Here is a 13068-nt window from a genome sequence, read left to right as displayed (position 1 = left end):
GCCCAGATGTAGCCCGGGCGAGGTGCGGGTTCGCGCTCCACGAGCTCCACCGGCGGTGGTTGCGTGGCCACGATTTCGACGTAGTCACGTTGCACCACGGGTTCGCGTTCCACCACGACCGGTCGCGGCCGCGGGCGCGGTGCCGGTTGCTCGACCACGCAACCGCTGGCGAGGAGGGTGAGGGCGGAAAGGGCGATCAGACGTATCGACATAAAGGAAAGCGCCTCCAGGGTGAAAAAGTCGCCGGACGATGAAGGACTTCGCTGAGGCCTGCCTTTCTCGTGGCAGGCCCCTGCGTCGTTGGTTTTTGCAGCAACAGGAAATACTTGCGGCTATTGCTGGGGTTTCGCGGCCGCGTGCTCAGCGGCCCCAATAACCCTCGTGGAGACGCCAGCCGTCATGGTCGCGCTCCCATCGGGCAGGGCGATAGACATAGCCCGGACGGGAACGCACCCAGTAGCCGCCAACCCACACATGGCGATGGCCTTCCCAGCGCCAGTAGCCCGGAGCCCACACATAGCCCGCTCGCGGGGGAGGAACCACCTCGTAGCGCGGCGGGGGCGGGGCAACGTTGATGCCGACCGCGACCGAGACGCCGGCCGCTGCCGTAGGCGCGTAGACAGCACCTGCACTGGCGATGCCGAGGACAGCAAGCAAGGCAAGTTTGCGGGAGGTGCTCATCAGCATAGGGATCTCCTTGTGGCAGCCGCACCATGCGGCCTTATCGCGGAGAACGAAGCGGCCCGCGCGCTGTTGACGGATCACGGTCGGCTTGTTCAGGTTCGCGCGGGTCGGTCCCGATATCCGTTCAGCTTTCTCTGCTAGAAAAAGAACGAACGATCGTGCTATTTTCGAGCCATGAGCACGATAACCCCCACTACCAAGCGCGCGGCCACTCGCGAATTGATCCTCGAGCACGCTTACGACCTTGCGCGGCGGGATGGCCTTGAAGGGCTTTCCATCGGCGCGCTGGCGCAAGACGTGGGCATGTCCAAGAGTGGCGTCTTCGCGCATTTCGGCTCCCGCGAAGATTTGCAGCTTGCCGTGCTGGAGGCGGGGCAACTGCGCTTTCTCCAGCAGGTGAAATGGCCGGCATTGAAGCTGCCTCGCGGGCTCCCGCGCTTGCGGGCCATCGTGGCCAACTGGGTCGAATGGGCACGCGAGTATCGGAGCGGCTGCGTGCTGCTTACCGCTGCCGGCGAGTACGACGGCCGCGAAGGTCCGTTGCACGACAACGTGACCCAGCAACAGGCTGGCTGGCGCCAGGAGATATGCCGCGCGATCCAGCATGCCGTGGAAAACGGCGAGCTTGGCGCGGACACCGATCCCGCCCAGCTCGCCTTCGAAATCTACGCGCTGATGCTGGGTCTGCATCATGACGCGGCCCTGTTTTGTTTCAACGAGGCGCGCCGGCACACCCTGGCCGGCTTTGAGCGCCTGCTCGTCAGTTATGGCCCGGGCACGGGCCAGGGGAATAAGCCATGACACGATCAGCCACGCCAACGCCTGCCAAGCGCCATCACGGGCCCGGTGCCCTCAAGCTGGGTGCGGTCCGCGCAGGATTTTCACTGGGCAGCCGTCTTGCACCCGTGCGCACGGTGGAACGCGCGCTGCAGCTGTTCATTACGCCCTTCGCAAGCAGCCGTGCACGCGCCGAGCGAGCCACGCTGGACGCGGACATGCGCGAAGGCCGGCTCGACATTCGTGGCCGCCAGATCGCAACGTATACATGGGGCGATCCGGCGAACCAACCCTATGTATTGCTTGTGCACGGCTGGTCCAGCTTCGGGCTTCGCTACCTGCCGTGGGTCGCGTCGCTTCGCGCGATGGGTTATGCGCTGGTGGCCTTCGATCAGCCAGGCCATGGCAAGAGCGAAGGCCGCTACTGCACGTTGCCCGATTTCATCGACACCGTGCGCGAAGTCGGCCGGCATTTCGGCGATGCGTCGGTGGCCATCGCGCATTCACTTGGTGGCGCGGCCACCGCGTTGGCGCAAGGAGACGCGTGGCACGCTGATAAGCTGATCCTTGTGGCGCCCGCTGCCGATCCGGTCGCGGCGACGCAGCGATTCAGCCAGTTCGTGCGCCTGGGCGAACATTTGCGTGGCCGGCTGCATGACAGCCTGGAAGCGATGACGGGCATCAACATCCACGACCTGCAAGTGCATCACCACCTGCCGACACTGGGACAGCCCGGCCTGATCGTGCACGACATGGATGATCACGATGTGCCGTGGTCCGAAGGCGAACGCTATGCGCGTTACTGGCATGGTGCACGTTTGTTGACCACGCAGGGCCTGGGGCATCACAAGGTGCTGGACGCGCCCGAAGTGATCGAGGCCTCGCTGGCGTTCCTGCGTGGTGAGATGGTAGGCGAGCGGGTGGTGTCGTCGCCGAATCTGCCGTTTGGGGATAGTTGAGCGTCAGTCGCGCACAGGGCGCGCTCCCACAAGAGCGCTGCTCCGTTGTAGGGGCGCACCCTGTGCGCGACCGCAGACTCGACGATACCCATGCGCACGGTCTCGGCGGAAACACACGAAAACCAAGGCAAATCAGCCCCTCTCCGCGCCGCAACATGTTCCGAACGTAACCATCTACTAAAATCCCGGGATTAGCCGTTACGTCGTTTTCGGAGTCCCCATGAGTTCCCCCGCCCAGCACGTTCCCGCCAGCGCAGCCCAGGCGGAAACCCGCCCGTTGCGCTTCGTCACCGCCGCCAGCCTGTTCGACGGCCACGACGCAGCCATCAACATCATGCGTCGCATCATCCAGGCGCAGGGCGCTGAGGTGATCCATCTCGGCCACAACCGCTCAGTGGAAGACGTCGTGCGCGCCGCGCTGCAGGAAGACGCCGATGCCATCGCGCTGTCGTCCTACCAGGGCGGCCACGTCGAGTACTTCAAGTACATGGTCGACATGCTCAAGGAGCACGGCGCCGCACACATCCGTGTGTTCGGCGGCGGTGGCGGCACGATCACGCCGGAGGAAATCCGCGAGCTGCAGGCGTACGGCGTGGAACGCATCTATCATCCGAACGACGGCATGAAGCTCGGTCTCACCGAGATGATCGAAGACGTCATGAAGCGCACGCGTGCGGCTGCGGTGAAGCGCGCCACGGACGCGCCCGCTGGCGCGGTCAATCCGCTGGTGAACATTGACGACGAAATCGCCGTCGGCCACGTACTTTCTTCGCTGGAAGAGGGCGAGCTGGCCGACACCGAGCTGGAACACCTGCGCAAGCAGTGGAAGATGGCCGGCAAGCAGACACCGGTGCTCGGCGTAACCGGTACCGGTGGTGCGGGCAAGTCGTCGGTGGTGGATGAACTGCTGCTGCGTTTCCTCCATGCGTTCCCGGAAATGCGCATCGCTGTGCTCGCGGTCGATCCGACGCGTCGCCGCAGTGGCGGCGCGTTGCTGGGCGATCGCATCCGCATGAATTCCCTGCGCAGCCATCGCGTCTATATGCGCTCGATGGCGACGCGTCGTCAGCACGCCGCCACCAGCGCGGTGCTGCGCGACTGCATCGATTTCCTCAAGGCGCAGCCGTACGACCTCGTCATTGTCGAGACCGCCGGCATTGGCCAGAGTGATTCGGAGATCGTCGACCTGGTGGATTTTCCCACCTACGTGATGACCAGCGACTACGGCGCGGCCAGCCAGCTTGAAAAGATCGACATGCTCGATTTCGCCGAGCTGATCGTACTCAACAAGTTCGACAAGCGCGGCGCGGAAGATGCGCTGCGCGACGTGCGCAAGCAGTGGAAGCGTAACCGCACCGCGTTCACGCTCACCGACGAGCAGGTGCCGGTATTTCCCACCATCGCCAGCCAGTTCAACGATCCGGGCGTCACCTGGATGTTCACCAACCTATGCCGCCTGTTGCGCGACAAGCTCAGCCTGCCGGCCGAGAAGTGGACGCCCAACCTCGACACCACGCTTAAGGAACCGCGCGCCACCGTGCTGATCCCGGGCAGTCGCGTGCGTTACCTCGCGGAGATCGCCGAGCAGGGCCGTGGCATCAACAGGGAAATCGAGCGCGAGGCCGAGTTCGCCAGCAAGGCGCAGCACTATTACGAGTCATTGAGAGAGCTTGGCGACGCGCACCTTCCGCGTGAACTCGCGCGTTACGAGGCCGAGGCGCTGCACGAGGAAGGCGCTGACCGCACGCTGCTCACCTTGCGCCAGCGCTACAACGCGGCGATCAAGGAACTCAGTCATGAGGCGATCCATCTGCTGCATGACTGGCCCAAGCGCTACAAGTCGGTGACTGAAGAGGTCAACGAATACAAGGTGCGCGACAAGGTGATCCGCGTGGAGAACTACCGCGTATCGCTGAGCCACCAGAAGATCCCGAAGGTGGCGCCGCCCAAGACCAGGGACTGGGGCGACCAGCTGCGCTTCCTGATGCGTGAGAACCTGCCCGGCTACTACCCGTACACCGGCGGCGTGTATCCGTATCGCCGTACCGGCGAGGATCCGACCCGCATGTTCGCGGGAGAGGGTACGCCCGAGCGCACCAACCGCCGCTTCCACTACCTGAGCCAAGGTGGTGCGGCCACGCGCCTGTCCACCGCGTTCGACTCGGTGACGCTGTACGGTGAAGATCCGGCGCCGCGTCCGGACATCTACGGCAAGATCGGCAACTCCGGCGTCAACATCGCCACGCTGGATGACATGAAGAAGCTGTATTCCGGCTTCGACCTCAGCGCGCCGACCAGCTCGGTGTCGATGACCATCAATGGTCCGGCGCCGATCATCCTCGCGATGTTCATGAACACCGCGATCGACCAGAACATCGAAAAGCACCTGAAGGAAGATCCGGCTCGCTGGTCCGCCGCCGAGAAGAAGATGGCATCGATGTTCCCGAATGGCCGTCCGCAGTATTCGGGTGACCTGCCGAAGGGCAATGAGGGTCTTGGTCTTGGCCTGCTGGGCATCACCGGCGATCAGCTGGTGGACGCCGAGACCTACGCGCGCATCAAGGAAGACACCCTGCAGACCGTGCGCGGCACGGTGCAGGCGGACATCCTCAAGGAAGACCAGGCGCAGAACACCTGCATCTTCTCCACCGAGTTCGCGCTGCGCATGATGGGCGACATCCAGCAGTACTTCGTCGACCACAAGGTGCGCAACTTCTACTCGGTGTCGATCTCCGGTTATCACATCGCCGAGGCCGGTGCGAACCCGATCAGCCAGCTCGCTTTCACGCTCAGCAACGGCTTCACCATCGTGGAGTATTACCTCGCGCGCGGCATGAACATCGACGACTTCGCGCCGAACCTGTCGTTCTTCTTCTCCAATGGCATGGATCCGGAATACACGGTGATCGGTCGCGTCGCCCGTCGCATCTGGGCACGCGCGATGCGAGAGCGCTACGGCGCCAGCGCGCGCAGCCAGATGATGAAGTACCACATCCAGACCTCCGGCCGCTCGCTGCACGCGCAGGAGATCCAGTTCAACGACATCCGCACCACGCTGCAGGCGCTTTACGCGCTGTTCGACAACTGCAACAGCCTGCACACCAACGCCTATGACGAAGCGATCACTACGCCGACGGAAGAGAGCGTGCGTCGCGCAGTGGCGATCCAGATGATCATCAACAAGGAGCTGGGCCTCAACTTCAACGAGAACCCCTGGCAGGGCAGCCACATCGTCGACGCATTGACCGACATCGTGGAAGAGGCCGTGTACAAGGAGTTCGAGGCGATCAGCGAGCGCGGCGGCGTGCTCGGCGCGATGGACACCATGTACCAGCGCGGCAAGATCCAGGAAGAGTCGATGTACTACGAGCACAAGAAGCACGACGGCAGCCTGCCGCTGATCGGCGTGAACACCTTCCTGCCCAAGGACCATGGCGGCGAGATCGCCACCGAGATCGAACTCATCCGCTCCACCGAAGGCGAGAAGGCCCAGCAGATCGGCAACGTCCTGGCATTCGGCAAGGCCCGCAACGACCTGGCACCCGAAAGCCTGAAGACGCTGCAGAACACCGCCCGCGATCGCAGGAACGTGTTCGAGCAGTTGATGGAGGCCGTGAAGTACAACTCGCTGGGGCAGATCAGCCACGCGTTGTACGACGTGGGCGGCGAATATCGTCGCAACATGTAAGCGGGTAGGTTTTGGCAGACAAGGCCACCAGTGCACACGTGCAATCGCTCAAGGACCGCCTGGGCAAGGCCTTGTTCAATCAAGGATTCGGCTGGGACGGCGGCCTGAGGGTAGTTCGCCCGCTGCGTGCCGCATGTAGGGCCCGCCCTTTGTAGGAGCGCACCCTGTGCGCGAAACCCTGACGAAGCGGTGCCGACACAACGCGGCAGTCGCGCACAGGGTGCGCTCCCACAAGCGAAGAGGGGGCCATGTCATTCGCGCCCCTCGGCGAAAGACGGAGAAGGGTTCGGCCCCTGCGCGCCATGTGTAGGGCCCGCCCTTTGCAGGAGCGCACCCTGTGCGCGAGAACCTGACGAAGCAGTGCCGACACAGCGCCGACGTCGAGCAAGGGGTGCGCTTCCAAGAGAACGAGGCACGTGTGCCATTCGCGTCACCCTCTTGAACGGCCACGGCAGTTCGACACATCTTCGTGCGCGCAGCCATGCTAGCCTCCGCCATCCACTGCGCGGGCGTGTGCCATGCTGACCGTTCACCACCTCAACAACTCACGTTCCCAACGCGTGCTTTGGCTGCTGGAAGAGCTGGATGTGCCGTATGAAGTGCGCAAATACCAGCGTGACCCAAAGACCCTGCTCGCGCCGCCCGAACTGCGGGCCGTCCATCCGCTGGGCAAGTCACCGATAGTCGAGGATGACGGGCAGGTGGTGGCGGAGTCTGGCGCCATCATCGAGTACCTGGTCGATCGCTATGACACCGGCCGGCTGGCGCCGCTGCCGGGCATGCCCGAGCGGCAGCGTTTTACCTATTGGCTGCACTACGCGGAGGGTTCGGCGATGCCGCCGCTGCTGCTGAAGCTGGTGGCATCACGCATTGCCAGCGCGAAGATGCCGTTCTTTGCGAAACCCATCGCGCGGAAGATCGCGCAGAAACTGCAGGCGGATTTTGTCGATCCGCAGCTGAAGACGCACCTGTCCTATATCGAAAGGGAACTCACCCAGAACGGCTGGTTCGTGGGTGGCGGCTTCAGTGCGGCCGATATACAGATGAGTTTCCCGCTGGAAGCGGCCATGGCGCGCGGCGGCATGGCAAGCCAGTATCCGCACATCGCGTCGTTCGTGCGGCGCATCCATCAGCGCCCCGCTTACCGCCGCGCGCTGGAGCGCGGCGGTCCCTACAGCCTGCTGAGCTGAGGCTCGCACGGGCGCAATAGCGCCGGGCAGATAGCCCAAACAGCCAATTGAAGGCCGTCACCGGACGCCAGATGATCGGGCGGCCTTCGCATGTCATTGCCTGGGAGAAGGTAAATGAACACTCTGCGGCGTTTTTGGGCCGGGAAGTTGGCGCAGCGATGGTTTGCAGGCGCGTGCGCACGATGGGTGCTGCTGCCACTGCTGATTGCTCTGCTTGCCGGTTGCGGCAGTGACAATACGGCCGCCAACACCACCGACCCTCACTGGGTGAAGCAGGCCAGTCCGCCATCCAGGGTGGCTGTTGTATTCGTGCACGGCCTGTTTGGCGATACGGATGGAAGCTGGACCAACGCGAACGGAACGACCTTCTTCCAGTTGCTCAAGTCGGCTCCCGGTGTCGGCAACCAGGTCGACGTCTTTGCGTTCGGTTTTACGTCGAACAAGCTCAAGGGCGGCTCGCTCGACGTTCGCGAGGCGGCCAACATGCTTGAGCAGTCGCTGCAATACAACGGCGTGTGGAATTATCCGACGGTGGTGTTCGTCGCCCATAGCATGGGAGGCCTGATCGCCATGCGCGAGATGATCGACAACCCGGCGCACCGCGAAAAGGTTCCGTTGATGATGTTCTACGCGACGCCGCAGGAGGGCTCGCAGATCACCGCCATCGCGCAGCATGTGGTCAACAACCCTGCCGTGAAGCAGATGCTGATGGCCGACGAGAACGATTTCCTCAAGTCATTGAACGACGACTGGGCGCGGATACCCGACGAAGACAAGCCGACCATCAACTGCGCCTATGAAACCGCGCCATACACCGGCGTGATGATCGTGCCCTGGTCCAGCGCAACGCGATACTGCAAAGGCGTACCGACGGCCATTGAAGGCACGGACCATCTCACCATCGTCAAGCCCGACAGGCTGGATCATCCCTCGGTGGTCGTGCTGGTCAATGCGTTGAATAAATACGTATTCGGCGCGCCCAACCAGGCCATGCTGGAGACGCCTGACTTCCAGCCGGAGGGTGACCACTGGAGCTACGAACTTACCGACCCCAACGGCAGGAACGATGCGCGACTCGTCAATCAAGGTGATCGAAAGCTCGACTACACGATTGCGCAGATCTCCGATCCCATATTGATCGTGCTTCCTGACGACACACCCAAGGCGATTCCCGCGCACCACCGCGATGACCTGAAGCTGGTGCTGATGCAGGGCCAGCTGAAGAACGAATACCATTTCACACTCAGCGTGCCGCCGCTGGGCGACCGGCTGATCATGGTGCGCATCAAGGACGTGGCCGCGGTGCAGGCCAAGCAGGACGGGCTGGTGCGGGACGTCACCACCCAGGTATCCAGCTACCTGGCTTCGGGGGACAACGTAGCCGCATTGATGCGCCTGCCGAAAGACCAGCAGTTTGCCACGATTGCCAATGTCGCCGCCGATTCCGTAGCGAAGACCGCACCGGACCTGCCGCCCGCCGCCAAGTGGGTGGTCACGGCCGATGCGCTCGCGTCATTGGGGTTGTTGTATCCAGCCAATACAGCCTTGCGCAACGCCGCGCAGGCTTCCCCCGGCATCGCGGCCGCACCTGGCCCGCGCCTGCTGGCCAGCGTCATTTCGGCGGAATCCGGGAAGCCAGATGTTCTTGAGGCGATGGAACGCCCCGTATTGCCTGATGGCAACGGGCCCGTCTATGCAGACATACAGCAAAGGGTCGTTGAGATTGGCAAGGTCGGAAAGCCAAACAGCATCGATACCGCCGATGCGCACGCCCGCGCCGACCTTTCCACCAGGATGCAGGTAGTGCCTTCGCTCAAGGCCTACGGATACAGCATGAAAGGCGACGTGTTATGGGCGCAGGGCGATGCGACCGCCGCCAAGCAGGCCTATCAATATGCGAGCGAACTCCAGTCCACGCCGATCACCGACAAGAAACTGGAAGCGGTGAAGATGGACGAGTTGAACAAGCTTCACTGAGCCAGCCGATGTCCATGCCTGCTCAGCCTTGCATACCTGCTTGAGTCCGCTTGCGCCGCAAGCCGGCGGCCACGCTTCATCGCCTTCAATGCGCCACACCAAGAACTCTTCCAACTCCGGTCTATCCCTTGGTTGAGCGAGAGATACTGGCGAAGGAGATCATTTTGCGCGCGGTCGATGGTTCGACATGGCTGATGGCACGAGGCCCTCACGCGCCGGCATCACGCCACGCACGCAACGATCTCAGAACCCGAACGAACTCAATCCCGGATGATCATCCGGTCTGCGCCCCAGCGGCCAATGGAACTTGCGCTCCGTTTCGGCAATCGGCAGGTCGTTGATGCTGGCGTGCCGGTTGACCATCAGCCCCGCCTCGTTGAACTCCCAGTTCTCGTTGCCGTAGCTGCGGTACCACTGGCCGGAGTCGTCGTGGCATTCGTACGCAAAGCGCACGGCGATGCGGTTGCCGCCAAATGTCCACAGCTCCTTGATCAGTCGATAGTCGAGCTCGCGATTCCATTTGCGTTGCAGGAAGGCCTTCACCGCGTCGCGGCCATCCAGGAATTCGGAGCGATTGCGCCAGTGAGTGTCGACCGTATACACCAGCGAGACGCGTTCGGGATCGCGCGTGTTCCAGGCGTCTTCCGCCATCCGAACTTTCTGGATGGCCGTCCCTTCGGTGAAAGGTGGCAACGGTGGCCGGGTTTCCATGGGGCAGCTCCGGGCAAAGGAACAGGGAGACGGCGCGCGATAGCATGCACGGTTGCATGGCGCGGATGAAGCGAGCGTCGCCGGTCGTTCCTGCTGCCGCCCGGGGGCGAATCATTGGTGCGCTGCAGTAGTGAAGGCCGGCCCAGATCGTGACCAACGACGTGCGCCACAGCGCGTGCATTCACGGTAAGGTGGCGCGGGGGAGATCGCATGACCGTGGCGCAACGCGTAGCGTTCGGCTGTCTGCCCGCCGTCCTTTGCCCCTTGCCCACGGAGACGCCGTCCATGCGTTTGCTGCCCCTGTTCGCTGCCATCACCCTGAGCCTCGGAACCGCCGCGTCCGTCCACGCGGATGAAGCGCCTGCCGCACCCGCGAAAACCGTGGTGCGCGCCGCGCATCTCGTTGATACGCAGACCGGCACCGTGCGTGACAACCCGCTGGTAGTGATCGATGGCGACAAGGTCACCGAAGTGCGCTACGACGGCCAGGTGCCCGCAGGTGCACACGTGATCGACCTGGGCAGCGCCACCCTGTTGCCTGGCCTGATCGATTGCCACGTGCATCTCACGGGCGATCCGAACGAAGTGAAGGGCGATTACTACGAAGCCATCCTCAAGCGCAGCGCGATCGACTCCGCCATCCTCGCGCCCATCTACGCCAAGCGTACGCTGGACGCCGGCTTCACCACCGTGCGCAACCTGGGCGCCGACGACTACGTCGATGTCGCCCTGCGCAACGCGATCAATCGCGGCGATATCCCCGGCCCGCGCATGCTGGTTTCCGGTCCGCCGCTGGGCGCCACCGGCGGCCACGCCGACGGCACCACCGGCTTCTCGCCGTGGATCCAGTTCCACGACATCGATGGTGTGGCCGATGGCGTCGATGCCATTCGCCACCGCATCCGCGAGAACGTGAAGAACGGCGCCGACGTCATCAAGTTCATGGCCAGCGCCGGCGTGCTGAGTGCAGAAGGCTCGGTAGGCGCGCCGCAATACTCGCAGGAGGAAATGAATGCGCTGGTCGATGAAGCGCACCGCTGGGGCAAGAAGGTGGCCGCGCACGCCCATGGCGCTGAAGCCATCAAGATGGCTATTCGTGCCGGCGTCGATTCCGTCGAGCACAGCAGCATGATCGACGACGAAGGCCTCAAGCTCGCCAAGCAGAAAGGCACCTACCTCGACTTCGACGTCTACAACGACGACTACATCCTGAGCGAGTACGCCAAGAGGGGTTTCCCGGCCAGCACCGTCGAAAAGGAAAAACTGGTGGGCCGCCTGCAGCGCGAAAACTTCCAGCGCGCCGTGAAGGCCGGCGAAAAGATGGCCTTCGGCACCGACGCTGGCGTCTACCCGCACGGCTGGAACGGCAAACAATTCGCCGTCATGACCAAGTGGGGCATGACGCCCATGCAATCCATCCAGGCCGCCACCGTAAACGCCGCCGACCTGCTCGACCTGAAGGGCAAGGTAGGTGCCGTAGCCCCCGGCTATTTCGCCGACCTCATCGCCGTCAGCGGCGACCCCATCAAGGACGTCTCGCAGCTGGAGCACGTCGGCTTCGTGATGAAGGGCGGAGCAGTGGAGAAGAACGAGGTGCAGCGTTGAGGATCGTTCGCTCGCGATTCGGCGGTCAGCGCTGTGATGGGTCGGGTTCGAGTCGGGCCTGACCGTAAGATCTGCTTTTGACTGCGGTTTCAGCCGGTCGTTGCAACACACTAAAGACTGCGCGAGCAGCAGGAGTGTTGGAACGACCGGCTGAAGTCGCAACCCGAAGCGGACGCAATAGTTGAGGATGTGAATAATGGACGTCGTTTCCTGTACGGAGCAGACATGCATGCAGTTCGTTTAGTAGCGCTGGTTCTGATCGCGATCACCGGTGCATATAGCAATTTAGTCGTGTTTCGCTTCAGGAAGCTTTGGGGTGCCGAGATGGGGGCCGTTGCGCTCAATAGGCGCCTTTGCAGGGAGCAACCTGCCATTGGCTGGAGCTTGGTTGCCTCGCAGGGCATCACGATCCTCTCCGCTCTGGTGCTCTGGGTGATGATCTTCGGCGTCATCCGTTAGGCCAACTTCCGACCCATTGTGGACATCGCCATTGGTCGGGAAGGGGGGGCTTGTTCGAGCCAGACTTCGTCAAGAGACGTTCACCCTGGAGGGGCATTGATCACGGCATCTAACAAGACAGCGGCCCTGGCAGGCGCTTTGTCGGCGTTGGCGTTTGCTTCGCTGGAAGCTTGGGAAGAAAAGCACAAAGCAGCATCAGTACTTGCCCACAACGTGATCTGGCTGTGCGTGGCATGCGCGTTCTTTTTCGTACCCGTTTATTTCCTCGTCATTGGCCGACGAGAGCGACCCTTCAAACGCCTTTGGTTCAACGATTCTGCTGAGAGGGCAAGGTACGGCATCGTGGCGAAGAGATTCATCGCGTGGTTTCTTGGTGCGGTCACTTCGGCAGCCCTTTGGACGCTGATACTTGTCGCCATGCAGCAATCAGTGTGACGATTAGTTAGATCGCAGGACCACGCAAGGTCCGCTGTCGACCCACAACGGACATTTCGGCTGCGATCCCAAAGAGGGCAAGGGGCGTCATGGCATGGGAAGAAAGGTATGGGGGAATCTGGAATCTGTCCCTTTGTCAGGGCGACTCGGTGCTGTTCGAGCGCTACCTGCCGGACCTGGAGCTGGTGACAGTGGTCGTGAATCGGGCTGACGGACTACTGTCGGCTTGCGTTCTGAAGAAAGGACACGATCCGCAATGGCGCCTGCCTTTCTGGAGCACTGCGGAAGCGCCCGCCGTTGTCGAGACGATGGCCGACGCAGACAGGTACTTTGAGGCGGCGATTAGCCGCGAGTAGAAGGTCCGCTCGCGACTGCGGTTTCAGCCGGTCGTTGCAACACACTAAAGACTGCGCGAGCAGCAGGAGTGTTGCAAGATGTCCCGGCGACCAAAGATTTATTACACCGAAGCCCAGATAGGGATGATGTGGGATCGATGGCAACGTGGCGAGTCACTTCATCAGATCGCCCGGTCGTTCGATCGACACCATTCGTCGGTACGCCGGATTCTGTCGGAAACCGGAGG

General features: G+C 62.6%; 11 protein-coding genes and 2 pseudogenes. 10 read left to right on the top strand and 3 right to left on the bottom strand.

The features are described 5' to 3' along the window. Positions 1 to 212 (bottom strand): annotated as a pseudogene (locus VFG49_RS09685) (hypothetical protein); the annotation flags it as partial. Between the two features lie 148 nt (positions 213 to 360). Beyond that, positions 361 to 681, bottom strand: a complete 321-nt coding sequence (locus VFG49_RS09680; protein ID WP_324859881.1) for a YXWGXW repeat-containing protein — start codon at positions 679 to 681, stop codon at positions 361 to 363. Positions 682 to 858: 177 nt separating this feature from the next. Between VFG49_RS09680 and VFG49_RS09675 the strand changes: the two genes are divergently transcribed. The 5 genes from VFG49_RS09675 to VFG49_RS09655 all read left to right on the top strand — a co-directional run bounded on the left by VFG49_RS09675 (position 859) and on the right by VFG49_RS09655 (position 9275). Beyond that, positions 859 to 1485 carry a TetR/AcrR family transcriptional regulator gene (locus VFG49_RS09675; protein ID WP_324859879.1) on the top strand — a complete coding sequence of 209 codons (627 nt, stop codon included), beginning with the start codon at positions 859 to 861 and terminating at the stop codon, positions 1483 to 1485. Continuing rightward, entirely contained in the window at positions 1482 to 2420 is a 939-nt protein-coding gene (locus VFG49_RS09670) for an alpha/beta hydrolase (protein WP_324859877.1), read from the top strand. Before VFG49_RS09675 ends, VFG49_RS09670 begins: the two co-directional genes overlap by 4 nt. Positions 2421 to 2640: 220 nt before the next feature. Then, positions 2641 to 6108: a methylmalonyl-CoA mutase family protein gene (locus tag VFG49_RS09665; protein WP_324859874.1), complete on the top strand. Its 3468-nt coding sequence runs from the start codon at positions 2641 to 2643 to the stop codon at positions 6106 to 6108. 518 nt (positions 6109 to 6626) lie between these two features. After that, entirely contained in the window at positions 6627 to 7298 is a 672-nt protein-coding gene (locus VFG49_RS09660) for a glutathione S-transferase (RefSeq protein WP_324859872.1), read from the top strand. Positions 7299 to 7412: 114 nt separating this feature from the next. Further along, positions 7413 to 9275 (top strand): alpha/beta fold hydrolase, encoded by a 1863-nt coding sequence (locus VFG49_RS09655; RefSeq protein ID WP_324859870.1) that lies wholly within the window; start codon positions 7413 to 7415, stop codon positions 9273 to 9275. Positions 9276 to 9518: 243 nt separating this feature from the next. Here VFG49_RS09655 and VFG49_RS09650 read toward each other — a convergent pair whose 3' ends face one another. Continuing rightward, a complete protein-coding gene (locus VFG49_RS09650; RefSeq protein WP_324859868.1) occupies positions 9519 to 9986 on the bottom strand; it encodes a nuclear transport factor 2 family protein in 468 nt (155 codons plus the stop codon). Positions 9987 to 10271: 285 nt separating this feature from the next. Here VFG49_RS09650 and VFG49_RS09645 point away from each other — a divergent pair, with 285 nt between their 5' ends. From VFG49_RS09645 to VFG49_RS09625, 5 genes and pseudogenes are all read left to right on the top strand, one after another. Next, complete coding sequence (locus tag VFG49_RS09645; RefSeq protein ID WP_324859866.1) at positions 10272 to 11591, top strand: amidohydrolase family protein; 1320 nt, start codon at positions 10272 to 10274, stop codon at positions 11589 to 11591. Positions 11592 to 11816: 225 nt separating this feature from the next. Beyond that, a complete protein-coding gene (locus tag VFG49_RS09640) occupies positions 11817 to 12050 on the top strand; it encodes a hypothetical protein (RefSeq protein ID WP_324859863.1) in 234 nt (77 codons plus the stop codon). Positions 12051 to 12146: 96 nt separating this feature from the next. Then, positions 12147 to 12485, top strand: a complete 339-nt coding sequence (locus VFG49_RS09635; RefSeq protein WP_324859861.1) for a hypothetical protein — start codon at positions 12147 to 12149, stop codon at positions 12483 to 12485. 89 nt (positions 12486 to 12574) lie between these two features. Next, the gene (locus VFG49_RS09630) at positions 12575 to 12841 is read left to right on the top strand and encodes a hypothetical protein (RefSeq protein ID WP_324859859.1); all 267 of its coding nucleotides are present in this window, start codon (positions 12575 to 12577) and stop codon (positions 12839 to 12841) included. A gap of 78 nt (positions 12842 to 12919) precedes the next feature. Next, positions 12920 to 13068, top strand: a pseudogene (locus VFG49_RS09625) (IS30 family transposase); the annotation flags it as partial.

It is taken from the genome of Dyella sp., from assembly GCF_035685885.1.
Classification (GTDB): domain Bacteria; phylum Pseudomonadota; class Gammaproteobacteria; order Xanthomonadales; family Rhodanobacteraceae; genus Dyella.
This window is presented reverse-complemented; position numbering and strand designations above follow the sequence as displayed.